The sequence below is a fragment of the Gordonia sp. NPDC062954 genome, assembly GCF_044543825.1.
Lineage (GTDB): Bacteria > Actinomycetota > Actinomycetes > Mycobacteriales > Mycobacteriaceae > Gordonia > Gordonia tangerina.
Genome location: NZ_JBITWL010000023.1, coordinates 1 through 25,565, shown reverse-complemented (window position 1 = coordinate 25,565; position 25,565 = coordinate 1). Strand labels below are relative to the sequence as shown.

General features: G+C 67.0%; 20 protein-coding genes and 2 pseudogenes. 12 read left to right on the top strand and 10 right to left on the bottom strand.

Features of this window, described 5'->3' with window-relative positions; all coding sequences use genetic code 11:
* The first annotated feature begins 8 nt into the window (after nucleotides 1-8).
* From ACIGKQ_RS19455 to glgB, 3 genes are all read left to right on the top strand, one after another.
* Nucleotides 9-2,096, top strand: coding sequence for an ATP-dependent DNA helicase (locus ACIGKQ_RS19455; RefSeq protein ID WP_396574701.1), 2,088 nt, complete (start codon nucleotides 9-11; stop codon nucleotides 2,094-2,096).
* A 76-nt stretch (nucleotides 2,097-2,172) separates the two neighbouring features.
* Complete coding sequence (locus ACIGKQ_RS19450) at nucleotides 2,173-4,173, top strand: maltotransferase domain-containing protein (protein ID WP_396574700.1); 2,001 nt, start codon at nucleotides 2,173-2,175, stop codon at nucleotides 4,171-4,173.
* Nucleotides 4,097-6,421 (top strand): 1,4-alpha-glucan branching protein GlgB, encoded by a 2,325-nt coding sequence (gene glgB / locus ACIGKQ_RS19445; RefSeq protein ID WP_372475245.1) that lies wholly within the window; start codon nucleotides 4,097-4,099, stop codon nucleotides 6,419-6,421. The genes ACIGKQ_RS19450 and glgB overlap by 77 nt, the downstream gene beginning before the upstream one ends.
* Nucleotides 6,422-6,640: 219 nt before the next feature.
* On the opposite strand, the gene ACIGKQ_RS19440 is transcribed toward glgB, so the two are convergent.
* The 5 genes from ACIGKQ_RS19440 to ACIGKQ_RS19420 all read right to left on the bottom strand — a co-directional run bounded on the left by ACIGKQ_RS19440 (nucleotide 6,641) and on the right by ACIGKQ_RS19420 (nucleotide 10,844).
* On the bottom strand, nucleotides 6,641-7,564 hold the full coding sequence (locus tag ACIGKQ_RS19440; RefSeq protein WP_235725209.1) for a tetratricopeptide repeat protein: 924 nt from the start codon (nucleotides 7,562-7,564) through the stop codon (nucleotides 6,641-6,643).
* Nucleotides 7,565-7,634: 70 nt separating this feature from the next.
* On the bottom strand, nucleotides 7,635-8,864 hold the full coding sequence (locus ACIGKQ_RS19435; RefSeq protein ID WP_235725186.1) for an MFS transporter: 1,230 nt from the start codon (nucleotides 8,862-8,864) through the stop codon (nucleotides 7,635-7,637).
* A 29-nt stretch (nucleotides 8,865-8,893) separates the two neighbouring features.
* Nucleotides 8,894-9,199, bottom strand: a complete 306-nt coding sequence (locus ACIGKQ_RS19430; RefSeq protein ID WP_235725187.1) for an MTH1187 family thiamine-binding protein — start codon at nucleotides 9,197-9,199, stop codon at nucleotides 8,894-8,896.
* A 14-nt stretch (nucleotides 9,200-9,213) separates the two neighbouring features.
* Nucleotides 9,214-9,573: a DUF3817 domain-containing protein gene (locus ACIGKQ_RS19425; protein ID WP_235725188.1), complete on the bottom strand. Its 360-nt coding sequence runs from the start codon at nucleotides 9,571-9,573 to the stop codon at nucleotides 9,214-9,216.
* 65 nt (nucleotides 9,574-9,638) lie between these two features.
* On the bottom strand, nucleotides 9,639-10,844 hold the full coding sequence (locus ACIGKQ_RS19420; protein WP_235725189.1) for an acetyl-CoA C-acetyltransferase: 1,206 nt from the start codon (nucleotides 10,842-10,844) through the stop codon (nucleotides 9,639-9,641).
* Nucleotides 10,845-10,925: 81 nt separating this feature from the next.
* Here ACIGKQ_RS19420 and mce point away from each other — a divergent pair, with 81 nt between their 5' ends.
* Together mce and ACIGKQ_RS19410 are read left to right on the top strand one after the other, a co-directional pair.
* Entirely contained in the window at nucleotides 10,926-11,417 is a 492-nt protein-coding gene (gene mce / locus ACIGKQ_RS19415) for a methylmalonyl-CoA epimerase (protein ID WP_235725190.1), read from the top strand.
* Between the two features lie 77 nt (nucleotides 11,418-11,494).
* Nucleotides 11,495-12,541 (top strand): hypothetical protein, encoded by a 1,047-nt coding sequence (locus ACIGKQ_RS19410; protein WP_235725191.1) that lies wholly within the window; start codon nucleotides 11,495-11,497, stop codon nucleotides 12,539-12,541.
* A gap of 62 nt (nucleotides 12,542-12,603) precedes the next feature.
* Here ACIGKQ_RS19410 and nucS read toward each other — a convergent pair whose 3' ends face one another.
* The 3 genes from nucS to ACIGKQ_RS19395 form a co-directional block, all read right to left on the bottom strand.
* Nucleotides 12,604-13,287, bottom strand: a complete 684-nt coding sequence (nucS, locus tag ACIGKQ_RS19405) for an endonuclease NucS (RefSeq protein WP_287015101.1) — start codon at nucleotides 13,285-13,287, stop codon at nucleotides 12,604-12,606.
* A gap of 36 nt (nucleotides 13,288-13,323) precedes the next feature.
* Nucleotides 13,324-14,808 (bottom strand): glutaminase A, encoded by a 1,485-nt coding sequence (glsA, locus tag ACIGKQ_RS19400; protein WP_396574699.1) that lies wholly within the window; start codon nucleotides 14,806-14,808, stop codon nucleotides 13,324-13,326.
* Between the two features lie 73 nt (nucleotides 14,809-14,881).
* Complete coding sequence (locus ACIGKQ_RS19395) at nucleotides 14,882-16,126, bottom strand: helix-turn-helix domain-containing protein (RefSeq protein WP_235725194.1); 1,245 nt, start codon at nucleotides 16,124-16,126, stop codon at nucleotides 14,882-14,884.
* 167 nt (nucleotides 16,127-16,293) lie between these two features.
* Here ACIGKQ_RS19395 and ACIGKQ_RS19390 point away from each other — a divergent pair, with 167 nt between their 5' ends.
* A complete protein-coding gene (locus ACIGKQ_RS19390) occupies nucleotides 16,294-18,138 on the top strand; it encodes an NAD(P)-binding domain-containing protein (RefSeq protein WP_396574698.1) in 1,845 nt (614 codons plus the stop codon).
* 72 nt (nucleotides 18,139-18,210) lie between these two features.
* On the opposite strand, the gene ACIGKQ_RS19385 is transcribed toward ACIGKQ_RS19390, so the two are convergent.
* Complete coding sequence (locus ACIGKQ_RS19385; RefSeq protein ID WP_235725196.1) at nucleotides 18,211-19,248, bottom strand: aliphatic amidase; 1,038 nt, start codon at nucleotides 19,246-19,248, stop codon at nucleotides 18,211-18,213.
* Nucleotides 19,249-19,452: 204 nt separating this feature from the next.
* Between ACIGKQ_RS19385 and ACIGKQ_RS19380 the strand changes: the two genes are divergently transcribed.
* From ACIGKQ_RS19380 to ACIGKQ_RS19360, 5 genes and pseudogenes are all read left to right on the top strand, one after another.
* Nucleotides 19,453-20,529, top strand: coding sequence for an AAA family ATPase (locus ACIGKQ_RS19380; protein ID WP_235725197.1), 1,077 nt, complete (start codon nucleotides 19,453-19,455; stop codon nucleotides 20,527-20,529).
* Nucleotides 20,519-20,944, top strand: coding sequence for a MarR family winged helix-turn-helix transcriptional regulator (locus tag ACIGKQ_RS19375; RefSeq protein ID WP_287015104.1), 426 nt, complete (start codon nucleotides 20,519-20,521; stop codon nucleotides 20,942-20,944). Before ACIGKQ_RS19380 ends, ACIGKQ_RS19375 begins: the two co-directional genes overlap by 11 nt.
* Nucleotides 20,945-21,094: 150 nt before the next feature.
* Nucleotides 21,095-21,481: pseudogene (locus ACIGKQ_RS19370) on the top strand (ABC transporter substrate-binding protein); the annotation flags it as partial.
* Nucleotides 21,482-21,603: 122 nt separating this feature from the next.
* Nucleotides 21,604-22,176 (top strand): ABC transporter substrate-binding protein, encoded by a 573-nt coding sequence (locus tag ACIGKQ_RS19365; protein ID WP_396574697.1) that lies wholly within the window; start codon nucleotides 21,604-21,606, stop codon nucleotides 22,174-22,176.
* Between the two features lie 134 nt (nucleotides 22,177-22,310).
* Nucleotides 22,311-23,174, top strand: coding sequence for a universal stress protein (locus ACIGKQ_RS19360; protein WP_396574696.1), 864 nt, complete (start codon nucleotides 22,311-22,313; stop codon nucleotides 23,172-23,174).
* Nucleotides 23,175-23,211: 37 nt separating this feature from the next.
* On the opposite strand, the gene mdlC is transcribed toward ACIGKQ_RS19360, so the two are convergent.
* Nucleotides 23,212-24,834, bottom strand: a complete 1,623-nt coding sequence (mdlC, locus tag ACIGKQ_RS19355) for a benzoylformate decarboxylase (RefSeq protein WP_396574695.1) — start codon at nucleotides 24,832-24,834, stop codon at nucleotides 23,212-23,214.
* 213 nt (nucleotides 24,835-25,047) lie between these two features.
* Here mdlC and ACIGKQ_RS19350 point away from each other — a divergent pair.
* A pseudogene (locus tag ACIGKQ_RS19350) lies at nucleotides 25,048-25,565 on the top strand (IS1634 family transposase); the annotation flags it as partial.

Sequence of the window (25,565 nt, the reverse complement as noted above, 5' to 3'; positions counted from 1 at the left end):
ACCACCACATGACCTCCACCCCCTCGGTGACCTCGCTGCTCGACAGCGCCGTCACCGCCCTCGGCGGACGCCGGCGCGACGGCCAGGTCCGGATGGCCTCAGCGGTCGCCCACGCCATCGACACCGGCGAACATCTCGCCGTCCAGGCGGGCACCGGAACGGGAAAATCGCTGGCCTACCTGATCCCGTCCATCCGTCACGCGATCGTCTCCGGGCGCACCGTGGTGGTGTCGACCGCCACGATCGCGCTGCAACGACAGCTGATCGAACGTGACCTGCCGCGGGTGGCAGCCGCGCTGGCCGGCCCACTCGGTCGCGAACCCACCTTCGCGATTCTCAAGGGACGCGGAAATTATCTGTGCCTGAACAAGATCCACAGCGGAACCGCGGAGGAACCGCCGAGCGAGCTGTTCGACGCGTTCGAGTTGTCACGCACCGGACGCGAGGTGACCAGGCTGCGGGAATGGACGTCGGACACCGAGACCGGCGATCGCGATGACCTGACCCCGGGGGTCTCGGACCGATCCTGGCGGCAGGTGAGCGTCTCGGCTCGAGAATGCCTCGGCGCCGGCAATTGCAGCTACGCCGACGACTGTTTCGCTGAACGGGCGCGCCGCGCGTCGGGCCAGGTCGATGTCGTCGTCACCAACCACGCCCTGCTCGCCATCGACGCGACCAGTCCGGCCAATATCCTCCCCGAACACGACGTAGTGGTCATCGACGAGGCCCACGAGCTCGTGGACCGCATCACGTCGGTGGCCACCGCCGAGCTGTCGGGGGCCGGCATCACACTGGTCGCCCGCCGCTGCGGCAAGCTGCTCGACGACGAGACCACCGACGCACTGCTGGGTGCGGCGGAGATGCTCGACGGACTGCTCACCGAGCTGCCGCCACGAGAGTGGACCCGGCTCCCCTCAGGCGTACCCGAGACCCTGGCGAGCCTGCGTGATCGGTTGTGGCTCGCCCGCAACGAGATCGGTCCGGTGCGCATGCCCGGCAGCAGCGGCGCCGACGAATCGGCCGCGGCCCGCTCGGCGGCACTGACGTCGTTGGAGGACGCCCACGACACCGTCGTGCGCCTGCTCGGTGCATTCGACAACCCCGACGAGTCGAAACGGCGCGATGTCGTGTGGGTCGCCCACGACCGGGTGGGTAGCGACACCCGGGCGATCCTGCGCATTGCACCGTTGTCGGTCGGCGGACTGCTCCGCGCCTCCTTGTTCGCCGACGCCACCGTGGTGCTCACCTCTGCCACCCTCACGATCGGCGGCAATTTCGACGCGCTCGCCGCGACCTGGGGACTGCCGGCAGCAGGCCGCCGCGACACCGACGGCGCCGATCCACAGTCCGAGGCGCCGCCGGTGGCCGACATCGGCGCCATGGCACACGGCGCCCCCGCCCCCGCCGACAACGCTCCGCCGCGCTGGCGTGGACTCGACGCCGGATCACCATTCGACTACCCGAAGTCGGCGATCCTCTACGTCGCCCGGCACCTGCCGCGACCGGGACGTGACGCGATCGCCGAGCAGACGCTCGACGAACTGGCCGGGCTGGTGACCGCGGCCGACGGACGTACCCTCGGGCTGTTCTCGTCGATGCGCGCGGCCCGCGAGGCCGCCGAGGCCATCCGAACGCGCTGCGATCAGCCGGTGCTCTGTCAGGGCGAGGACACGACCGCGGCGTTGGTCAAGAAGTTCGCCGATGATCCGCAGACCTGCTTGTTCGGCACCCTGTCGTTGTGGCAGGGCGTCGACGTGCCCGGTGCGTCGTGCAGCCTGGTGGTGATCGACCGCATCCCGTTCCCTCGCCCGGACGACCCACTGCTCACCGCACGGCAGCGGGCTGTCGAAGCACGCGGTGGCAACGGTTTCCTCACGGTCGCCGCCAACCACGCGGCGCTGTTGTTGGCCCAAGGTGCGGGACGGTTGTTGCGCTCCACCGACGACCGCGGTGTCGTCGCCGTACTGGACTCCCGGCTGGCCACCGCCGGATACGGTGGATACCTGCTGTCGTCGCTGCCACCGTTCTGGCGCACGACCGACGGTGATCTGGTCCGTTCTGCGTTGGGCAGACTGGCCGAGATCCCCTACGGTTGAGACGGGCAGGGACGCCGGCGCCACCGAGCACCGCGGACATGAGGCATGTCAGGGGTTGGATGAGAGGAGGCCGCCGGTGATCGGGCGGATGGGGATCGACGATATCGCGCCTCTGGTGTCCGCCGGGCAAGTGCCGGCGAAAGCTGTTGTCGGTGAGCTGATCCCGATATCCACCACGGCGTGGCGGGAAGGTCACGACGCGATCGGGGTGACCGTGCATGTGGACGGTCCCGATCGACGCAGCCTGGACGTGCGGATGGAACCGGCGAGCGAACCCGATGTGTTCAACGCCGCCTTCGTGCCCGACACAGTGGGCTACTGGGTGTTCCGGATCGAGGCGTGGAGCGACCCATATACGACGTGGCGATCCGCGGTGCTCAAGAAGGTCGATGCCGGCCAGGGAGCCGGTGACCTCGCCAACGACCTCGAGGTCGGCGCACGGGTACTCACCGCCGCCCGTGATGTGGTACCGGTCGACGCCCTGGAGATCCTCGACGACGCCATCGACCAGTTGCGCGCCCGCCGCCGCCGGGTGGAGAACCGGATCAACCTCGCTGTCTCCGACGAGGTGGCGGACCTGCTGACGACCTATCCGGTCCGCGAACTGGTGACCAAATCGCGGTCTTACCGGGTGTGGGTCGATCGCCGGCGCGCACTGTTCGGATCGTGGTACGAGTTCTTCCCGCGGTCTACCGGCGGGTGGGACAACGAGGGCCACCCGGTGCACGGAACGTTCCTGACCGCCGTCGACGACCTGCCGCGCATCGCGGGGATGGGGTTCGACATCGTCTATCTGCCGCCGATCCATCCGATCGGCAAGGTCAACCGCAAAGGCCGCAACAACACGCTTGTCGCCGGTCCCGACGATGTCGGCTCACCGTGGGCGATCGGCTCCGACGAGGGTGGTCACGACGCCATCCATCCGGCGCTCGGTACCCGGGAGGATTTCGCGTACTTCATCGCCCGGGCCGCCGAACTCGGCCTGGAAGTTGCCATCGATCTGGCGCTGCAATGCGCACCGGACCATCCGTGGGCCCGCGAACATCCCGAGTGGTTCACCACCCAGCCCGACGGCACGATCGCGTTCGCGGAGAACCCGCCCAAGAAATATCAGGACATCTATCCGCTGAACTTCGACAACGACCGCAACGGCCTCTATCGGGCGGTGCTGACGATGGTGCTCGGCTGGGTCGACCTGGGTGTCAAGATCTTCCGCGTCGACAACCCGCACACCAAACCCCCGAACTTCTGGGAGTGGCTGATCACCGAGGTGAAAAAGCGCAACCCGGAGGTGCTGTTCCTGTCCGAGGCATTCACCCGACCGGCGCGCCTGTACGGACTCGCGCGCATCGGCTTCACGCAGTCCTACACCTACTTCACCTGGAAGACCGAGAAGTGGGAGCTCGAACAGTTCGGACGCGAGATCGCCGACCACGCCGATGAGGCACGACCCAATCTGTTCGTGAACACGCCCGACATCCTGCACGCCAGTCTGCAACACGGCGGCCCGGGCATGTTCGCGCTGCGGGCCGCGCTGGCCGCCACACTCGCACCGACCTGGGGTGTGTACAGCGGATACGAACTGTACGAACACGTTGCCGTCGCCGAGGGCAGCGAGGAGTATCTGCACTCGGAGAAGTACGAGCTCCGGCCGCGCGACCACAAGGCCGCGACGAGCCGAGGCGAGTCGTTGGAGCCGTGGATCACCAGCCTCAACGAGATCCGGCGGCGCCATCCCGCATTGCAGCAACTGCGTCACATCACCTTTCACCACATCGACAATTCCGCGCTCATCGCCTACTCGAAATTCGACCCGGTCAGCGGTGACCGGGTCATCGTGGTGATCAACCTCAACCCGTTCGGTACCGAGAGCTCGACCGTCTGGCTGGACATGCCCGCGCTGGGCTTCGAATGGCAGGACCGTTTCACCGTCGTCGACGAGGTCTCCGGTCAGGAGTTCCATTGGGGGCAGGCCAATTACGTGCAGCTGGAGCCATGGCATGCGGTGGCGCACATCCTCGCACTCCCGCCCCTGGACACCGCCGCGGCCCGACGACTCGCCTACCGGATGCAGTGAGGTTGATGTGACCACCACCGACAACGGCCCCCGCCCCGAACCCTCGGCGTCGGATCACGACCTACGCCGACTGTTCAGCTTGACCCATCCCGACCCGCACGCCTTCCTCGGCGCGCACGAGGCGTCGGGTGGATGGACCATTCTGCGGACGCTGCGTCCGGACGCCACGACCGTCGTCGCGGTGATCGGCGGGGTCGATCACCCGATGGCGCGCCAAAGCGACGACCTGTGGGTGGTCGCGGTGCCGTACTCGGATCTGATCGACTATCGACTTCGGGTGACCTACCCGAACGCCCGCGGCGGGAATGACGAGTACGTCGTCGCCGACGGCTACCGGTTCCTGCCGAGTATGGGCGAACTCGACATCCATCTGTTCTCCGAGGGTCGCCACGAGTCGCTGTGGGATGTCCTCGGCGCACGGATCGTCTCGTACACGACGCCCGACGGCGAGGTACGCGGAACCGCCTTCTCGGTGTGGGCGCCCAATGCGCACGGTGTCGCGGTGATCGGCGATTTCGACAACTGGACCGGCCGGCAGGCACCCATGCGGATGATCGGCAGCAGCGGTGTCTGGGAGGTCTTCATCCCCGATGTCGCCGCCGGTATGCGCTACAAGTTCCGCGTCCATGGCGCCGACGGCGTGATCCGCGACAAGGCCGATCCGATGGCCCGGCAGACACTGCCACCACCGTCGACGGTCTCGGTGGTCGGCGAATCGTCGTACACCTGGTCCGACGACGACTGGATCGCCCGTCGTGCGGCCACCGACGTCGCAGCCGAACCGATGAGCGTTTACGAGGTGCACATCGCGTCATGGCGTGCAGGTCTGTCCTACCGGGAACTCGCACACCAACTCGGCGACTATCTCGTCGAGAAGGGTTTCACCCACGTCGAGTTCCTGCCGGTCGCCGAGCATCCGTTCGGCGGATCGTGGGGGTATCAGGTCACCTCGTACTACGCACCGACCGCACGCTTCGGCTCTCCCGACGACCTGCGCTATCTGATCGATCACCTACATTCTCTGGGCATCGGTGTGATCGTCGACTGGGTACCGGCGCATTTCCCGAAAGACGATTGGGCGTTGGCCCGATTCGACGGGACCCCACTGTACGAAGACGGCGACCCCATGCGCGGCGAGCAGTTGGATTGGGGCACTTACGTCTTCAACTTCGGCCGGCGCGAGGTCCGCAACTTCTTGGTCGCCAACGCGCTGTTCTGGTTCGACCAGTTCCACATCGACGGCCTGCGCGTGGATGCGGTGGCCTCGATGCTCTATCTCGACTACTCCCGGCCGGCCGGCCAGTGGCGACCCAACATCTACGGTGGTCGCGAGAACCTCGAGGCCGTCCAGTTCCTGCAGGAGACCAACGCGACGGTGCACAAGCACTTTCCCGGCGTGGTCACCGTTGCCGAGGAATCCACCGCGTGGCCGGGCGTGACCCAGATGACCAATCTCGGCGGCCTCGGATTCACCTTCAAATGGAACATGGGGTGGATGCACGACACCCTCGGCTACCTCGGTCGCGACCAGATTCATCGCAGCTTCCACCACCACGAAATCACCTTCTCGCTGATGTACGCGTGGAGCGAAAACTTCGTGTTGCCGATCTCCCACGACGAGGTGGTGCACGGCAAGGGCACCCTGTGGAGCCGGATGCCCGGCGATTCGTTCACCAAGGCCAGCGGGGTCCGGGTGCTGCTGGCCTACATGTGGGCGCACCCCGGCAAGCAACTGCTGTTCATGGGCCAGGAGTTCGGTCAGACCGGTGAGTGGGCCGACAACCGCAGCCTCGACTGGTTCCAGATGGAGGGATGGGAAGGCGAACTCCACTCCGGCATCTCGGCATTGGTGGGCGATCTGAACCGGGTCTATCGCGCCAGCCCGGCTCTCTACAGCCAGGACACCACCCCTGACGGCTACGAGTGGATCGACGCCAACGACACCGCGAACAACGTGATCAGCTTCTTGCGGTTCGGCCGTGACGGCTCGGTGATGGCGTGTCTGTTCAACTTCTCCGGCAGCGAACGCGCCGACCACCGCGTCGGGCTACCCCGGTCGGGGACCTGGAACGAAGTCCTCAACACCGACTCGACCGACTACAGCGGGGCGGGCAAGGGCAACCTCGGCAGTGTCGTCGCCGATGGACCCGGCTGGCATGGGCGCGAGACGTCGGCGCAGGTGACGATCCCCGCCAACTCGGCCGTCTTCCTGGCGCCCGCGGAGGCTCGTCCCACCACCACTCCCTGACGAGGGCCACACCCGCGAACGCCCCGCAACCACCACCCGCTCACAGGAGGGCCGGGCCCGTCACCCCCGCCCCCTGATGACGGCCGGAGCCTGCGGAGGCCCGTCACGAAGGGCATCGCAACCAAGCTTCCTCGGCTGCCGATCGACGGAAAACGCCGCCCAGTCAACGAAAAGCGGCGCCCAGTCAACGAGAAACGGCGCCCAGTCGACGAATAAGGATCAGTAGAGCGCGGTGGCCAGCTTCCGGCGCGCCGAGACGACGAATGGCTCCGCCGGGTCGAAGAGCTCGAACAGCTCCAGCAACCGGGTACGCGCGCGAGTGCGGTCGTCGCCGGCGGTGACCTTCACGACCGCGATGATCCGGTCGAAGGCGGCCTCGGGCTGCTGGGCGAGCAACAGTACGTCGGCCGCCGCCAGCTGAGCGTCGACGTCGGCGGGCGCGGCGGTATCGACGATGGCCGGGTCATGGGCCTGCGCGCGCAGCACGAACTCGAGGTTGCGTGCGGCCGATGCCGCCTCCACGTTCTGCGGCTCGGCTTCGGCGATCGCCCGATAGTCGTCGAGTGCACCGGCGAAGTCGCCCGCGTTGAGCTTCTCCTCGGCGGCGACCATGCGCGGATCGTCGGCTTCCGGCTCGGCGTCGACTGGGGCGGCGCCGGGCAGCACATCACCGAGTTGGGAGAGGATCTCCCCCACCCACTGGGAGATCTCGGCCTCCGAACGGACACCGTTGAACGCCGCGACCGGCTGCCCCTGCGCGATCGCCACCACCATCGGGATGGACTGGGCACGGAACGCCTGCGCGATCCGGGGATTGGCGTCGACGTCGACCTTGGCCAGCACCCAGCTTCCCTGCGCCTGCCCGGCCAGCTTCTCCAGCACCGGCGACAGTTGTTTGCAGGGTTCGCACCACTCCGCCCACAGGTCCACCAGCACGAGCTGCTGCTGTGATCGCGCAAGCACCTCGGTCTCGAACGTTGCCTCGGTGATGTCGAGGACTGCCCCGCCATGCGCAGCTCCCGAGGCCGGTGCACCGTCGTCGGTCGGCGGTGCCGGGCGCGGGGTCTGGTTGGGGCGCTGCGCCTGCTGTCGCTGCGCGTCGGCACGTTCCTTGAGGGCGGTCAGGTCAACCGCTCCCGACATGGCGACGGCCGCCGCCTGCTGCCGGGCGGCTGCGGCCGCCTGCTGCCGATTCGTTGGTCGAGTCACCCCTCTAGTGTGTCATGCCGCGATCGCGGGGAGCTTCCGCGGCGGCCGGTGCACGGACCACGCCCGCCGCGGCCGCAGCAAAGGCGAGGGCACCCACCGCGACGAGCAGGCCGATGCCGAGACTGGTACGGCTGCTGATGAACCCGACCACCGCCGGACCGGCGAGCATTCCCAGGTAACCGCATCCGACCACCAGGGAGATGGCGCGTCCGCTCGATTCGGTCGTCAGGTTGCCCGCAGCGGTGAAGATCTGCGGGATGAGCCCGGCCAGGCCGATACCGAACACACTCCATCCGGCGATCGCCCATCCCACTGACGGCGCGAGAACAGCCATCCCCATGCCGACGAGGCCGATCAGGGCACCGACGCGCACCACCACCATCGGTCCGACCGCCGCCGCGATGGGATCGATCCCGAATCGCGCGACGGTCATCGCTGCGCTGAACGCACCGAAGGCCACCGCGCCGAGCGATTCGGCAGTACCGAACGTGTCGACCACGTGCAGGGCGCTCCAGTCGTAAGCGGTGCCCTCGGCAAGCATGAGCGCGAATGCCACCGCCGCCAGCAGGACCAGTCGCCGACGATCGATCCCGCGCCACCAGCGGCCAGACGATTCGGCCGGCCGTGACCCCGACGGTGTCCGCATCGAGGCATCCACCGTGACCAACAGGTGTGCACTGGTGATCGCGGCGACGGCGAACCCGACGATCGTGGCCGCACCGACCGTGGCAATGACACCGACATCACGCCAGAGGGTGAGTGCCACCACGCCCGAGCCGATGAGGCTGCCGATGGAGAAGAATCCGTGAAACGACGACATGATGGGCCGGTCGTACCGCCGCTCGACGGCCACTGCCTGTGCGTTCATCGAGACGTCGAGAGCACCGTTGGCGAAACCGAACCCGGCCAGCGCCAGGGCCAGGGTCGCCAGGTCGTGCGCGGCCACCGGGCCAAGGATCACCGCGGACAGCACGGCTGCGGCGACTGTTGTAGTTGGTTTCGATCCCCATCGATCGATGATCGGTCCGCACACCTGCATGCCGACGAACGCGCAGCCCCCGAGCAACAGCAACAAGGCGCCGAGCTGATCCTCCGACACCCCGGTCCGATTCACGATCACCGGGATGTGGGCGACCCACATCGCTGCCAGAAAACCGTTGAGGGCAAAGACCGCGGACGCCGCGGTGCGCGCTCGGCGGTCACGAGTCGTCGTGTCGGCGCGAGTGGACCTCATGGCGCCATCGTGTCAGTCCGGCTGCCGGGTCAGTCCAGCAGCCGGTCGACGCGGGCGACCTTGCCGGCGAGTTCGTCCGTGTGGCCCGGACGGATGTCGGCTTTGAGGACAAGGCCGACGCGCGGCGCCTGGGCCGCGACGGCGTCGGTGGCACGTTTGACCACCGCCATCACCTCATCCCACTCGCCCTCGAGATAGGTGAACATCGCGGTGGTCTGATGGGGCAACCCCGATTCGCGCACCACGGCCACGGCCGCAGCAACCGCAGCGCTCATTCCGCCGTCCGAGTCGACGGCATCGCCCCCGGAGGGGCTGAGGCTGAAGGCGACGATCATCGCGCCACCACTCCTCAGGCGGCCACGCGCTGCGGCGTGGTGTCCGCCGACAACTCGGCCAGATGACCATTGCGCTGCGCCCACCACTCGAACACCAGGGTGCCGAAGGGCGGGATCGAGGACACCAGCGCCCATGCCGTGACCTTCAGACCCCACCGCAGCTGCACTGCGGTGATCAGTGAGACCACCACGAACACGACGAAGACGATGCCGTGAACCATCCCCGGGATCGCCACCGCCTCCTCGTGGCCGAGAACCCACTTGAAGAACATGGCGATCAACAGGGCCAGCCACGTGATGGCCTCGAGGACGGCGACCAGTCGGAAGCGCTTGGCCGGAGTGGTGAGATCAAAGAATTGCGACATGTGTCCCATTGTGCCGAATCGGACAGAAAACTACGACGATGTGTAGTAGAAATCTCGCCAGAGACCGTCGGGGCTCAACTCTTGGGCACCCGCACGATCAAGGCATCGCCCTGGCCACCGGCCCCGCAGAGCGCGGCCGCACCGACGCCGCCGCCGCGTCGCTGCAGTTCCAGCGCCAGGTGCAGGGTGATGCGGGCACCGGACGTCCCGATCGGATGCCCGACCGCGATGGCCCCGCCGTTGACGTTGACAATCTCCGGGTCGACGCCGAGCTGCTTGGTGGAGGCGAGTCCGACCGCCGCGAAAGCCTCGTTGATCTCGATGAGATCGAGATCAGCGGGCGTGATACCCGCCCGTGCGCACGCCTTCTCGATCGCGTTGGCGGGCTGGGCCTGCAAGGTCGAGTCCGGTCCGGCGACCACGCCGTGCGAACCGATCTCGGCGAGCCAGGCCACCCCCAGTTCGGTGGCCTTCGCCTTGCTCATCACGATGACTGCGGCCGCACCGTCGGAGATTTGCGACGAGTTGCCCGCGGTGATGGAGCCGTCCTTACGGAAGGCCGGTCGCAGCCCAGCCAGCGAGTCGGCGGTGGTGTCGGCGCGCACACCCTCGTCCTCGGCGAACGAGATCGGGTCACCCTTGCGCTGCGGAATGCTGACCGGAACCACCTCGTCGGCGAAGACACCGTTCTTCCACCCGATCGCCGCACGCTGGTGGCTGCGCGCCGCAAATTCGTCCTGCTCGGCCCGGGTGAACCCGTCGGTGTCGTTGCCCTGTTCGGTCAACGCACCCATCGGCTGATCGGTGAACGCGTCCCACAGGCCGTCGTAGGCCATGTGATCGACGAGTTCGGTGTTGCCGTACTTGAAACCATCGCGGCTACCGGGCAACAGGTGCGGGGCCTGCGTCATCGACTCCTGACCACCGGCGACCACGCAGTCGAACTCGCCGGCCCGGATCAGCTGGTCGGCCAATGCGATCGCGTCGATGCCCGATAGACACATCTTGTTGATGGTCAATGTGGGCACATCCCACCCGATGCCCGCCTTGACCGCGGTCTGGCGGGCGGGCATCTGGCCGGCTCCGGCGGTGAGGACCTGACCCATGATCACGTACTCCACGGCCGAGGCGGGCACTCCCGAACGCTCCAGCGCGCCCTCGATGGCCACGGCGCCGAGATCGACGGCACTGAAACCCTTGAGTGAGCCCTGCAGTCGACCGAAGGGCGTCCGCGCCCCGGCGACGATGACCGTCGAGAACTGATCGGTGGACGTGGACATATGAGGACCTCCAACATCGGCCGAGCAGGCAGACCGAGCGCCCGCTCTGTGAGCTTCTACCCTCAACGCTACCGTTAGGACATGAGCACCTCAGCAACAGACCCCGCAGCCTCGGCGACCGCCGTCATCGCCGACCTCGTCACCGCCATCGACCATGTCGGGATCGCGGTCCCCGATCTCGACGCAGCCAAGAAGTGGTACCTCGACCATCTCGGCTTCGCGACGCTGCACGAGGAGACCAACAGCGAACAGGGCGTCATCGAGGCGATGGTCGGCCCGCAGTCGGCCAGTTCCACTGGCGGCGCGGTGATCCAGCTGCTCGCCCCACTCAACGACGAATCGACCATCGCGAAGTTCCTCGACCGCAACGGACCGGGACTGCAGCAGCTCGCGGTGCGGGTCACCGACGTCGATGCCGTCACCGAGCGTCTCACCGCAGCTGGCGTGCGAGTGCTCTACCCGCAGCCGCGTCGTGGCACCGCGGACTCGCGGATCAACTTCGTGCACCCGAAGGACGCCGGCGGGGTACTGCTGGAATTGGTCGAGCCTGCGACCGGTGCCGCAGCGCACTGAACTGCCTGTGCACTGATCGCCGCAGCTCACCGATTCCTGAGGTCGCGGCGGTTCGCCTCTGAGTTAGACTGTGCCGCATGTCAGCTCCGGCACCGCGAAACCTCCCGTTCGCAGTCGTCATGCGTGGTTTCGACCGTGAGCAGGTGACCGAACATCTGCAACGGGTTGATGCCGAGTTGCGGGTGCTCGCGGCCGATCGCGACGCCGCCACCGCGAACGCGCACGAACTCGTCGCGCACCTCGAGGAAGCCCGCGACGAGATCGAGGAGTTGCGCCGTGAGGTCGACAAGCTGTCGGTCCCGCCGACCACTGCGCAGGGGATGAGCGAGCGTCTCGGTCGCATGCTGCAGCTGGCGTCCGACGAGGCCTCCGAGATCCGCGCGGACGCCGCCGCCGAGGCGGCCGAGCTCACCTCGATCGCCCGGCAGGAGGCGGCAATGGCCCGCGACGATGCCGAGGCCGACGCCACACGCATCCGCGAGGAGGCGCAGGAGACGGCTCGCAAGACCATCGCCAAGGCCGACGAGCACGCCCGCAAGGTCCGCGAGGACGCCGACGCGTTGGCGGAACGGTCTGCGGAAGAGGCGGACGAAGCCGCGCGACTCATCGCCGAACGGACCGCGGCGATGGAAGCCGAACACAAGGAAACGATGACCGCCGCCCGCGACGAGGCGCGGCGGATAGTCACCAAGGCCAAGGGCGAGGCGGCCGAACTCGAGCTACAGAGCACCCGCGCGCGCCAGTCCGAGCGCGAGCGCCATGATGCCGAACTCGCCGCGCAGCGCGACCGGGCCCGCCATGAGGCGCAGCGGATGAAGGACACCGCGCAGGAGATCGCCATCGAGCGACTGGCGCGATCCCGGGAACTCGCCGCTCAGGCCGACCAGGCGCGGAAACAGATCGCCGAGCAACTGAGCCGGGTCCGTGATGAGGTGGCCAAGCTGCCGGTGCAGTTGTCCGAACGGCATCAAGACCTCGCCGACCTCACCGAGACCGACGACGCGGAGCTACTCAACCGCGCACTGTCTGCGCAGTCGCAGATCAAGCGTTCGGGCGCCAACGGAACAGGTGCGTCGTCGAGCGCATCCCCGGTCGGAGCCGGCGGCGAGGCGTCAGCACGCTGACCCTGCACTGATCGCGGACGGGCGACGCTCTTCGAAACGGCTGCGCAGAGCGGCTGCCGGAGTCAGAACAGTCGGAACTCGGTGCTCTCGGCACCACGCAGTTCGTCGTAGTCCAGAACCAGGCACCGAATTCCGCGATCCTCGGCAAGGGTGCGGGCCTGCGGTTTGATCTGCTGCGCGGCGAACACCCCGGAGACCGGGGCCAGAATCGGATCCCGGTTGAGCAACTCCAGGTAGCGGGTGAGTTGCTCGACGCCGTCGATCTCCCCCCTCCGCTTGATCTCGACCGCCACCGTCGCCCCTTCGGCATCCCGGCACAACAGATCCACCGGGCCGATCGCGGTCATGTATTCGCGACGGATCAGTGTGTGTCCGGTGCCCAGCGTGTCGACATGTTCGGCCAACAGTTCTTGCAGATGCGCCTCGACCCCATCCTTCACCAGGCCTGGATCCACCCCGAACTCGTGGGCCGAGTCGTGTTCGATCGAGGCGATGGTGATGCGGAGCTCTTCGCCGGTCTTGTTGGTGACCACCCAGTAAGCCTCGGCCTCGACCCCGTCGGGCACCGGCGCCTCGGTCATCCAGCACGGCGGGCTCATCCAGTTCAGCGGCTTGTAGGCACGGTCGTCGGCGTGCACGCTGACCGACCCGTCGGACTTGATCAGCAGCAACCTCTTCGCCATCGGCAGGTGTGCGGTCAAACGGCCGACATAGTCCACTTGGCATTCCGCGATAACCAGACGCACGGGGGTCAGCTTAACGGTGACCGCCCGCGCCACCGGTCACGCCCCGCCGAACATCTCGCCACGGGTGTAGCGACGTTTGAGCTGAAACGCCTCGGCATCACTCACCGCATCCTCCATCGTGGCGTGCACGTGTGGCAACGTCGGGTCAAAACCTCGAAGCGCTTCGGGCGCAATGATATCGGGGACAACATGGTCGTGTCGGTGTCGTTCTACACTGGCCCGGAGAACGCCGTCGGGGTCGACGACCATCGCCTTGCGACCGCGCTCGGCGAGTCGGTGTTTGAAGGACAACACCATCGTTCGCGCCACCGGGTCGATGATGCCGATGCGCGAGATGTCGATGATCACCAGGTCGTAGTGGTCGGCGTCGGTTTCCAGGCGTCGCATCGCCGCCTCCGCGCCGGAGAAGGTCAGGTCGCCCTGCAGTTCGTAGACCCGCACGCGATCCCGGCAAGTCCGCAGGTAGCCGCGCTCGCGTTCGGTCCAGTCCGCGCCGACCTCGAACTCCCCGATGTCATAAGTGGCGCGCATGGTCACCCGGCTCTCCCGCGTCACGTTGAACATGTGCAACCCCAGATCGGTGGACAGATGGCGACAGGTGTCGATTCCCCGCACGCTGTTGCCGTGCGCATCCAGCCGCGGCGAGTACACCCCGATCCCCAGCTGCCCGGGCAGGATCGCGAGGATCCCGCCTCCCACGCCGCTCTTGGCCGGCAACCCCACCGACGACACCCAGTCCCCCGCTCCGTCGTACATTCCACAGGTGGTCATCACCGAGAGCACCCGCTGCGCCACCTCCGGAGACACGATCTGACGACCGGTGCGCGGATTGACTCCACCCGTGGCGAGCGTGCAGCCGATCACCGCGAGGTCGTCGGTGGTCACCCGCAGCGAACACTGCCGCAGGTAGAGATCGAGCGCCGCCTCCGGATCGGCGTCGAGAACCCCGAAGCTGTCGAGCATGTAGGCGATCGCCCGGTTGCGGGCACCGGTACGCCTCTCGGACCGATAGACCGCGTCGTCGATGTGCAGTCGCCGACCCGCGCATGCCGAATAGAACGACACGAGGTCGTCGAAGACGGCGTCGACAGTCCGGACCTCGGGGGATTCGCTGCCCATGGTTGCGGAGTCGGCGTCGCGGACCTGCGGCAACAACAGCGACGCGGACATGATCGCACCCGCGTTGATCATCGGGTTCTTCGGTCTGCGAGCACCGTCCACGCTGATCTCGTTGAACGCCTCCCCCGAGGGCTCCACGCCGATCTTGGCGTCGACCTCCCGCGGACCGAGCCGCGTGAGCACCAGCGCGTAGGTCAACGCCTTCGAAATCGACTGGATGGTGAACTGCTCGGCACTGTCGCCGTGGGAGTAGAGATGCCCGTCGTGCATACACAGCGACAACCCGTAACCATCCGGGTCCACCCGCGTGAGTTCGGGAATGTAGTCGGCGACCGCGCCCGCCCGATCGGTGGCGCACAGAGTCATGATGTGGCGGAGATATCCGTCGACAGGGGTGCTCACCCACCGAATGTAGCGAGCCGACGCGCCCCGGCCCGAGTTACCCGACGCGCAGAACGCGCCGGGTGGCGTCCGGTCAGCCGACGGACGCGTCGGGGCCGTGGTCGACCCGAGCCGAGACACCAGCCACGAAGCGATAGGGGTTGGCCGCGAGCAATCCACCGAGATGCTTTCGCAGCCGGGACATCTCAGCCCGCACCGTGATCGTGCGATCGTCGACGCCGAACAGGTGCCGCGACATCTGCGCTGCGCTGCAGCCGTCGGGATGGTGCGCGAGGAGGGCCAGGATCTCCGCGTGCCGGGGCGACGGTGTGATCGTCCATTGCCCGCTGCTACCGGTCACCGTCACCGACGGTGACCGGCGATCACGCCAGTCGAGGTGCAGCACCGTCTCCGACGCCACGGAGTCCACCGCCGCGACCCGCACCAGCCAGCCACCGGGCAACGGATCGAGGTCGCATTCGCCCAGGCTCCGCACCCAGACCCGGCCGGGTTCGGCATGGCGGGGCAGACTCAGCCGGCTGCACGGAGTGACGGCGTCCACCGCCGCCACCCATCCATCGTTGTCCACCGCCAGCGCAGGACTGTTCAGGCGCGAAAGCATCGGCGCCGCGACGGACCGGAGCTGATCGAGCGAGCGACGGTGGTGGTCACGCAGGTGCGCCTCGGCGAGCTTGGCGACCACGTCGACCAGGGCGACGGTGGTCGGGTGGATGGTGGCTGCCGGCCCGCTCACGTCGACGACGCCGATCAGATCACCGGTCCGCGGATCCCGGATCGGCGCCCCGGCGCACGTCCACGAATGGTGGGTGCGCACGAAGTGTTCCGCGGAGAAGACCTGCACGGCGTGGCCGGACATCAGTGCGGTGCCGATGGCGTTGGTGCCGACCGCATTCTCTCCCCAGTTCGCACCCTCGACGAACCCGAGTCTGTCCGCCCGGTGCATCACTCGCGGCGCCCCGCTGCGCCAGAGCACGCGCCCGTGCGCATCCGCGACGACGAGGATGTTGTCGCCATCGGCGATCACCGAGTCGAGCCCGGCGGTGAGGTCGTCGAGCACGGGCGCCAACCCGGAGTCGAGTCGGCGGGCCTCGAGGTCGGCGACGTCGAGACCGGCCCCGGCGGCTCCGACATCGGGATCAACCCCGGCGTGCAGTACGCGATCCCACGACTCGCCGATCACCGATCGCGGCCGAGCGGGCATCTTCTCACCGGCCATCGCGGCGTCGTACACCGCACAGAGCAGCTGTGCGTAGTGCCGCGGGTCGTCGGCCGCGGACACCGCGGGCTCGATTCCGGCGTGCGCATCAATTGTCGACACACCTCGATTGTGCTCCGGATCACAGCCGCGCCGCAAAATTCGATCGGGGTTGCAGAGGGTTGCAGCCGCTCGACCCTGGGTCGCAACCCGATGCAACCCTTTCGCCACAACCTAGGCGCACGGTGTGCTGTGGATCACACAGAGCAACGTCAACCCGAGGAGAAACCATGACCCAGACCTTGGAGCCACCGGTCACCGGGACCGTGAACGACCCACAACAACGCGTCGACATCTGGCTCACCGAGTTCGAGGCCGCCCTCGTCGCCCGCGACGTGGCCCGCGCGACCGGCCTGTTCGCCACCGACAGCTTCTGGCGCGACCTGGTGGCGTTCACCTGGAATCTCAAGACCGTCGAAGGTCGCGAACAGATCGGCGACATGCTGAACGCGCGTCTCGACGACACCGCTCCGCACGCGTTCCGGACGAGCGAACCCCCAACCGCCGACGACACAGGCGTGGTCACCGCCTTCATCGAGTTCGAGACCGCAACCGGGCGCGGCGTCGGACATCTGCGCATCAAGCCCGACGACGAGCAGGGCACGGATCTCGGGTGGACGCTGCTCACGACGCTGCAGGAACTCAAGGGTCACGCGGAACCGGCGGGTCCGACCCGGGTGATGGGTGCCGTCCACGGCTCCGACCCCGACCGCCGATCCTGGGCGCAGAAGCGCGACGACGAAGAAGCCGCGTTGGGCCGGACCGTCCAGCCGTATGTTCTCGTGATCGGCGGTGGACAGGGCGGTATCGCGTTGGGGGCGCGCCTGCGTCAGCTCGGCGTGCCCTCGATCGTGGTCGACCGACACGACCGCCCGGGCGATCAATGGCGCAAGCGGTACAAGTCGCTGTGCCTGCACGACCCGGTGTGGTACGACCACCTGCCCTATCTCCCGTTTCCGGACAACTGGCCGGTGTTCGCACCCAAGGACAAGATCGGCGACTGGCTGGAGTTCTACACCAAGGTGATGGAGGTGCCGTACTGGAGCAAGACCACCTGCACCTCGGCGTCCTACGACGAGGATGCCGGGCAGTGGACCGTCGAGATCGACCGCGACGGCGAACCGATGACCCTGCATCCCACCCAGTTGGTGCTCGCGACCGGCATGTCGGGTAAGCCCAACGTGCCAACGATCCCTGGCCAGGACGTCTTCGCCGGCGACCAGCACCACTCGAGCCAGCATCCGGGTCCGGACGGTTATGCGGGCCGCAAGGTGGTGGTGATCGGTTCCAACAACTCGGCTCACGACATCTGTAAAGCCCTGGTGGAGAACGGGATCGACACGACCATGGTGCAACGATCGTCGACCCACATCGTGCGCTCGGACTCGCTGATGGAGATCGGCCTCGGCGCCCTCTACAGCGAGGAGGCGGTGGCGTCGGGGATGACCACCAAGAAGGCCGATCTGACCTTCGCGTCCCTGCCGTACCGGATCATGCACGAATTCCAGATCCCGCTCTACGATCAGATCCGCGAGCGCGACAAGGACTTCTACGATCGTCTCGAGGCCGCCGGGTTCGATCTCGATTTCGGCGACGACGACTCCGGGCTGTTCATGAAGTACCTGCGTCGAGGGTCCGGCTACTACATCGACGTCGGCGCGTGTGAGCTGATCGCCGATGGCTCGATCACGCTCGAACACGGCGAGATCGACCACCTCACCGAGCGCAGCGTGGTCCTCGCCGACGGCACCGAACTCCCGGCCGACGTGGTGGTCTACGCGACCGGCTACGGATCGATGAACGGCTGGGCGGCCGACCTGATGGGCCAGGACGTGGCCGACCGCGTCGGCAAGGTGTGGGGCCTGGGGTCTGACACCACCAAGGATCCCGGCCCGTGGGAGGGCGAGCAGCGCAACATGTGGAAGCCGACACAGCAGCCGGGCCTCTGGTTCCACGGCGGCAATCTGCATCAGTCACGCCATTACTCGCTGTACCTTGCCCTGCAGCTCAAGGCCCGCTACGAGGGCATCCCGACGCCGGTGTACGGCCTGCAGGAGGTCCACCACCTCAGCTGATCACGACCGACCGGGAGATCATCGCGCCACCGCGCCGGGTCCGCCACGAGCGGGTCCGGCGCGGTTGCATCGTCAGGCCTCCATCACCTTCTCGGTCGGCAGGTCGTAGACCGGGCACTCGGCAACCCCGATCGTTTCGCGGGTGATGGCCTCGACCTGTCGCTGGGTGGCCTCGGCGTCGGTTACCCAATTGCGGTAGAAGTCGAAGGGGCACTCGGCAACCCCCTTGTCGCCATCGCCACCGGCGAGTACACCCGTGTAGCCACGGTGGAGCAACTTGAACAAGTGGTTCTGCGACTGATCGTGGCGGCGGGCGTCACGGATCGTGGACAACGACAACTGCGCGTACTGCACCCCGTACTCCTCCTCGCCGCATTCGCCGAGGGTGCGGCCATCGAAGCCGATGATCGAGCTGTGCCCGAAATAGGAATACACACCGTCCCACCCGGTGGCGTTCGCGACGGCGACGTAACAGTTGTTGGCCCAGGCCATCGCCTTGGCCATCAGGACCTGCTGGTCCTTGGCCGGATACATGTAGCCCTGCGGCCGGACGACGAGTTCGGCGCCCTTCATCGCGCAGTCCCGCCAGATCTCCGGATAATTGCCGTCGTCGCAGATGATCAACGAGATCTTGAGACCCTTGGGCCCGTCGGTGACATAGGTTTGGCTGCCCGGATACCACCCCTCGATCGGCGTCCATGGCAAAATCTTCCGATACTTCTGCACGATCTCGCCTTCGTCGTTGATGAGCACGAGCGTGTTGTATGGCGGCTTGTTCGGATGGTCTTCGTGCCTCTCCCCGGTGATCGAGAAGACACCCCAGGTCCCGGCCTCCCGGCAGGCGGTGGAGAAGATGTCGGTTTCGTCGCCGGGAACCGTGGCGGCGGTGGCGTACATCTCGTCGTTGTCGTACATGATGCCCTGCGTCGAATACTCCGGGAACACAACCAGATCCATGCCGGGTAACCCGGACTTCATGCCGCGCACCATCTCCGCGATCGCTTTGGCATTGTCGAGGACCTGCTCGCGGGTGTGCAACCGGGGCATCTTGTAGTTCACCACCGCGACGCCGACGGTGTCCGGGCTCGATGAGATGTCGCCGTGACGCATAACAACTCCTTGTTGTGGTTGATCGTGAACTGATGTCGTCGTAGCGGAAATTACTTTCAAACGGAAGCTTGTCCGCGCTCGACACATAACCGGTCCGGTGTTGCCACAAAGTTTCCACGCCATGGAGATCACATGAAGCGCGCGCACGGTGGGCGCACGGGCCGCAGATGATCTACTTTCAAACGGAAGCGAAGGAGGAAGACCATGTCGGGACATGCCGCGGTGAAGTTCTCCGACCTCGACACCACGAACGGATTCCGCCTCGGTGACCTGCGCTCCCCGGCCTACCTCGCCGCCTCGCTGCGCGGGTCGATCATCGGACAGGACACCGCGGTCGACGCGGTCGTGCGCGCCGTGACCATTGCCGCGGCGGGCTTGCATGATCCGCACCGGCCGATCGCGTCACTGCTCCTCGTGGGTCCGACCGGGGTGGGCAAGACCGAGCTGGCCCGACAGGTCGCACACCACATCCGCGGGGATGCCGACAACCTGTGCCGGGTCGACATGAACTCATTGGCGCAGGAGCACTACGCCGCATCACTGTCGGGCGCCCCACCCGGCTATGCCGGTTCCAAGGAACAGTTCACGCTGTTCGATCGGGACAAGGTCGAGGGCAGTCTCTCGCGTCCGGGAGTGGTGCTCTTCGACGAGGTCGAGAAAGCACACCCCACCGTGCTGCGGTCGCTGCTGCAGATCCTCGACACCGGCACCCTGCGTCTGGCTTCCGGGACCACGACCATCGACTTCCGTAATGCGATCGTGCTGTTGACATCGAACCTCGGCTCCCGCGAGGTGCACGACATGCGACGCCCGTGGCGCGAGCAACCGGCTCGACTGCTGACCCGCAACGCGCTCGACGGCGTCTTCGGCCGACGCCGGGACGAAACCCGCGTCGTGCTGGATTCGGTGCGGGCGTTCTTCGACCCGGAGTTGTTCAACCGCTTCGACGAGGTCATCACGTTCACGTCGATCGACGGCGGCGTCGCGCATCGAATCGTCGATCTGGAGGTCGACCGCCTGGTCCGCTCCCTGGCCACCCGCAATGTGCAATGTCAGGTCAGCACGGCCGCACGCGAACGGCTCGCCGAGGTCGGATTCGACCCCCGGTACGGCGCGCGAGCGCTTCATCGGGTCCTGCGACACGAGCTCTGTGCGCCGATCGCGACGCTGATGGTCCGGCCCGACCGAGACCCCGCGCGACCCGTGCGCATCATCGTCGATCGCGACGGGGACAACCTGTCGTTCTTGGATACGACCGAGGAGAGCATCGATGCCCGCTGACCCGAATCCCGACCCGACGCTGCTGCAACTGCTGCGCGCGGTCGCGCTCCTCGAGGACCAGATGGCACCGGTGTTCGATGAGCTCGGCGTCACCGCCGAACAGTGGCGGATTCTGGTGATCCTCGCCGGGGCAGAGGGCGACGGACACACGATGACCGAACTGTCCCGTCTGGCCGTGTTGCCGCCGGCCACGACCACGCGCGCAATCGACAAACTGATCTCGCTCGCCCTCGTCTACCGCCGCGTCGACCCCGCGGATCGACGGCGCGTGATGGTGTTCCTGAGTCCGCACGGCTCCGGTGCGCTCGCCGCGGTCGACGATCGCCAACGGCAGATCGAGCGCGACTTGGCGACGTCAGTCGGCTCTCGCCGGTATCTCGCACTCGGGGACAGCCTGGCCCACTTGACCCGGTGAGCAGCACCCGGCATTCACTGCGATCGCTTCCGAAGGACGACACCCGACAGACGCAAATGTCGCGCAACGACCTGATCTGTGCGAAACCCGCTGGAAACGCGTCTGGCGCACACTGGAATCGGTCTCCACAGCACACGAGGACTCACACTGATGCACCTGGGCATGGTCATTCCGCAGAGCGGTCCCTCGGGGATCTTCGGGCCGTCCTGCGCGGCGAGCGCGCAACTGGCCGTGGAGGAGATCAACCAGCGCGGCGGAATCCTCGGTCGCGAGGTCACCGTGACGACGATCGACGGTGGCGCACCGGTCGAGCAGGTCGCCGCCGCCGTCAGTACACACCTCGGCCCGAGTTGTGGATCGATCCCCCGGTTCGATGCCGTGATCGGCTGGCACACGTCAGCTGTAAGACGCCGGTTGGTCCGTGTCCTGCGCGGCGAGATCCCGTACGTCTACACGGCGGTGTACGAGGGCGGCGAAGGTGCGCGGGGCACGTTCATGACCGGCGAGGTGCCCGACGCGGCCCTGCTGCCCGCATTTGAGTGGCTGTCCCAGCAGCTCGGTGCGCGCCGATGGGTGGTTGTGGGCAGCGATTACATCGGCCGCGTGCCACGGCAGCGACGGTTACCGCGCACCTCCATGCCGACTCCTCGCCGACGCAGGTGCAATCCCAGATCTTCTGCCCACTCGGCACCTCCGAGTTCGGCGATGTTCTCGACCATATCGAGGCGTCCGGTGCGACGGCAGTTCTCGTGCTGCTCCTGGGCGAGGACGCGGTGCAGTTCAACCGTGCGTTCGGCGCCCGCGGGCTCGACGGACGCTGTGTACGGCTCTCATCGCTCATGGACGAGAACATGCTGTTGGGTTCCGGCGACGGCGGTACGCGAAATCTCTACTCGGTGTCGGGGTACTTCGAGTCGCTCGCGACCCCGTACAGTCTCGACTTCGAACACCGTTACGTGCGGCGCTTCGGGGTGGCCGCACCGCCGCTGACCTCACCGGGCGAGTCGTGCTTCGAGGGCGTGACGTTGCTCGACGAACTGATCCGTCGGGCCGGGTCCACGCATCCGCGGGCGATCGAGCGGGCCGCAGGCGAATCGCCGGTGTATACGAGTCCTCGCGGCGAAGTTCGATTCTCGGCACGGCATCTGCGTCAGGCGATGTACGTCGCGCAGGCCGATGGCCTCGAGTTCGACATCCTGGCCCAGGTCGGCGACCCATCAACGGCCGCCTGATCTCGCTCTGGCGGCCATCGCGACGGTTTCATCATCGCGCTCCATGCATCCCGCAGCGGTGAATGTGTCCCACAGCGCTGCGTGGCACAGTGGTCGCATCGTAGGATTTCACGGGCCCACGATCGGAGTACACGATGAAGTTGCTCGTCGCCTACCTGGCCACACCCGGCGGGGAGGACGCAGTCGCCTTCGGCGCATGCCTTGCCCGGACCTTCGGCGCCTCACTGGACATCGCAGTCGTCATACCTCCGGACCCGCCCGAGACCACCACGAGCGCGGCAGGGTTCGCCGAGGCGCTCGACGAAGCGGCCAGACAGTGGGTCGCCGGCGCCGCAGACCTGGTGCCCGGCGATGTCGTCGCAGAAACGCATGTCGTGGTCGACGAGCATGTCGCCCACGGCCTGATCACCGAGATCGAACGGGTCGGCGCCACGATGCTGGTGGTCGGTGCGTCCGGGGGCGGCATCACCGGGCGCCATTCGCTCGGTTCGGTTGTCAACGACCTCTTGCATTCATCACCGGTTCCCGTCGCGCTCGCGCCCCGAGGCTTCAGCCACACCGGGGCAGAGCGAATTCGCGAGATCACCACCGCAATCGGCAGTCGCCCCGGCGCCGAGATCCTCCTCGACACCGCCCTCGCCCTCAGTGCTCGCGGCGACCTCCCATTACGCCTGCTGTCGCTTGTTTCCCGCGACGACATCACCGGCCGCACCACTGACGACGAGGCGGTTGCCCGTGCCGTGGACCTCGCCAACACTTCGTTGGAGACGGCCCACAAGCGGCTGTCCGATCAGACACCGATCGCGTCCACCCTCGCTCAGGGACGCAACGTCGAGGAGGCGGTCAGCAGTGTCGAGTGGCACGACGGAGACATGATCATGGTCGGTTCGAGCAGACTCGCGGCGCCGGGCAGGCTGTTCTTGGGGGCCACAGCCGCCAAGATGATGAGCGTCCTCGCGGTTCCGCTACTGGTGGTGCCCGGACCCGACCGCGAGTGACCGCCTCGCGTCGACGCCGTGAGCGCCGTCGCAGGGTTCAGAGCAACGAAGGGACCGCCGCGTTGATCGCGACTTCCAGCAGCGTCGGTCCTGAACGGTCCCGTGCTGCGGCGACCTCGGCGGCCACCTCCGCCGGAGTCGACGCCCGCACACCATGGCATCCGTATGCCGTGGCCAGTGCCACGAAATCGATACCGGGTATATCGAGACCGGGCACTCCGGGAGTGTCCTCCAGCTCCGCGAAGGCCTTGAGGATCGCGTACTCGCCGTTGCGTGGCACCACGAACAGGATGTCCAACCCGTGTTGCGCGGCGGTCCAGATCGACTGCACCGAATACTGGAACGAACCGTCACCGATGATGGCCACCACCGGTCGCCGCCGACCGCTGTCGCTCTCCGCCAACGCGATCCCGACACTGGCAGGCAGGTTCCACCCCAACCCGCCACTGGCAAAGGTATAGAAGGAGTCCGGCTCGGTGATCGGCCACTCCGCGTGCAGGTCGGCCAGGTTCGACGGTGACTCCTCCACCAACACGGTGTCCGCCTCGCACGCACTGCGCAACGTCGCGAAGAGTTGCCGCGCACTCATCACCGCATCCGCGGCCGTCGCGTCCGTCGGCGGGTGCGGCGCCATCCGATGCTCCTGCGGGGTCAACGCCTCCGGCGCACGCCGGTCCCGCCGCAGCGCGCCGACCAGCATCTGCATCGCGACACCCGCACTCGAGACCAGGCTGTCACCGACGGGCGCCCGTGCCGCCTCGGCAGGGTCGTCGGTGATGTGCAGCAGACGCAGGCCGTCGGGGAGGTAAGGGCCGGCCACGTATGGGTAGTACCGGAACACCGGTGCCCCGATGATCACCGCGAGGTCGTGCCCGCGCAGACGTTCGGCGAGTGGACCCGTTGCAAACGGCAGCCCACCCACGTACAGCGGATGGTCCTCGGGAAACGGGGCACGCTCTGATGCCGGAGCGGCCCACACCGGGGCCCCGACCCTCTCCGCGAGCTCCACCGCGACATCCCATGCCCGATCCCGGGCGACCGCTGCGCCGAAGATCAACACCGGACGCTCCGAGTCGTCGATGGCGGTGGCGAATTCCTGCAGTCGGACCGGATCGGCGGCTACGTCGGTGGCGACCGTACGCACATCAGCGCCCCCGATCGCCGGCTTCTCCCAATCGTCGAGCGGCAGCGAGAGAAACACCGGCCCGGCCGGCGGTTGGACCGCTGTCGCGTAGGCCCGCATGAACGCAGCCGGAACGTCCTCGGCGCGCACCGGTTGGTAAGCCCACTTGACCCACGGCCGCGGCAACAACTCCGGCTCAACATTGGTCAGCCACGGCTCGAGCAGCAGCATCTCTCGAGTCTGCTGACCCGCCGTCACAATCAACGGCGTCCGATTCATCGACGCCGAGATCAGGTTGCCCATCGCATTGCCCAAACCGGCCGCGGTGTGCACATTCACCAGGGCGGGATGACCGGTGCCCTGGCTGTAGCCGTCCGCGATCGCCATGACCGAGGCCTCCTGGAGCGCCAGGACAAACCGGAAATCGGACGGGAAGTTCTTCAGGAAGGTCTCTTCGGTGGAACCGGGGTTGCCGAAAACCGTTGTCAGGCCGAGTTCACGCAGCAGTTGATGGGTGACGTCCCGGACGGTCGGCACGGCTTACCTCGTCTCGACGAAGGCGGACTTCGGAGTGCTCGTGATCTTCAACGCTAAGGCATCACGGCTGCAGGTGTCGCCGATCCGGCAGAACGGTCAGACCTGAGTTGGACCTCCTGACCGGATTTTCGGGGTTCGGTTGATTGTTGGTGCTGGTCAGGGCGTTGGTGGCCTCGAATCTCGAGCACTAAATGTGTCGGATATGGTCGGTTGGTGAGCCCGTATGTCCGGAAGGTGAGGACCGCGTCGGGGGCGACCGCGGTGCAGATCGCCGAGACCGTGCAGGGTCGCCGGCGGATCGTGGAACATATCGGTTCCGCGCATACCGAGGCGGAGTTGGCGGCGTTGATCGCGGTGGCCAAAGGCAAGATCGACGCCGGCCAGCAACACCTTGACCTGCAATTATCGGGGGCAGAACAGGTGCGGGCCGCGGGCGAGGCGGTGATCACCCGCTATTCCAGCGAACTGTTGTGGACCACTTTGACCAGCTCGTATCGGCGGCTGGGCTTCGGTGTGCTCGGCGATGACACCTTCGCCGCGGTGGTGTGCGCGCGGCTGGTCGAGCCGACCAGCAAACTCGACACCGGGCGCGTGCTCGACGACATCGGCATCGATGCGCCGCACCTGTCGAGCATCAAACGCGCGTTGGCCCGATGTGTCGACCGCGACTACCGCCGCCAATTATCGAGAGCCTGCCTCGATCACGTCACCGCGCAGGGACCCGGTGTGGC

Excerpts from the sequence above, each read along its gene's own strand:
- ACIGKQ_RS19385 (WP_235725196.1), bottom strand. The coding sequence starts at position 19,248 with ATGCGTCACGGCGACATCTCATCGAGCCCGGACACCGTCGGCGTCGCG.
- ACIGKQ_RS19425 (WP_235725188.1), bottom strand. The coding sequence starts at position 9,573 with ATGGGACACATGTCGCAATTCTTTGATCTCACCACTCCGGCCAAGCGC.
- ACIGKQ_RS19430 (WP_235725187.1), bottom strand. The coding sequence starts at position 9,199 with ATGATCGTCGCCTTCAGCCTCAGCCCCTCCGGGGGCGATGCCGTCGAC.
- ACIGKQ_RS19455 (WP_396574701.1), top strand. The coding sequence starts at position 9 with ATGACCTCCACCCCCTCGGTGACCTCGCTGCTCGACAGCGCCGTCACC.
- ACIGKQ_RS19390 (WP_396574698.1), top strand. The coding sequence starts at position 16,294 with ATGACCCAGACCTTGGAGCCACCGGTCACCGGGACCGTGAACGACCCA.
- ACIGKQ_RS19420 (WP_235725189.1), bottom strand. The coding sequence starts at position 10,844 with ATGTCCACGTCCACCGATCAGTTCTCGACGGTCATCGTCGCCGGGGCG.
- glgB (WP_372475245.1), top strand. The coding sequence starts at position 4,097 with ATGCGGTGGCGCACATCCTCGCACTCCCGCCCCTGGACACCGCCGCGG.
- ACIGKQ_RS19380 (WP_235725197.1), top strand. The coding sequence starts at position 19,453 with ATGTCGGGACATGCCGCGGTGAAGTTCTCCGACCTCGACACCACGAAC.
- mce (WP_235725190.1), top strand. The coding sequence starts at position 10,926 with ATGAGCACCTCAGCAACAGACCCCGCAGCCTCGGCGACCGCCGTCATC.
- ACIGKQ_RS19360 (WP_396574696.1), top strand. The coding sequence starts at position 22,311 with ATGAAGTTGCTCGTCGCCTACCTGGCCACACCCGGCGGGGAGGACGCA.
- ACIGKQ_RS19435 (WP_235725186.1), bottom strand. The coding sequence starts at position 8,864 with ATGAGGTCCACTCGCGCCGACACGACGACTCGTGACCGCCGAGCGCGC.
- ACIGKQ_RS19375 (WP_287015104.1), top strand. The coding sequence starts at position 20,519 with ATGCCCGCTGACCCGAATCCCGACCCGACGCTGCTGCAACTGCTGCGC.
- ACIGKQ_RS19410 (WP_235725191.1), top strand. The coding sequence starts at position 11,495 with ATGTCAGCTCCGGCACCGCGAAACCTCCCGTTCGCAGTCGTCATGCGT.
- ACIGKQ_RS19440 (WP_235725209.1), bottom strand. The coding sequence starts at position 7,564 with ATGTCGGGAGCGGTTGACCTGACCGCCCTCAAGGAACGTGCCGACGCG.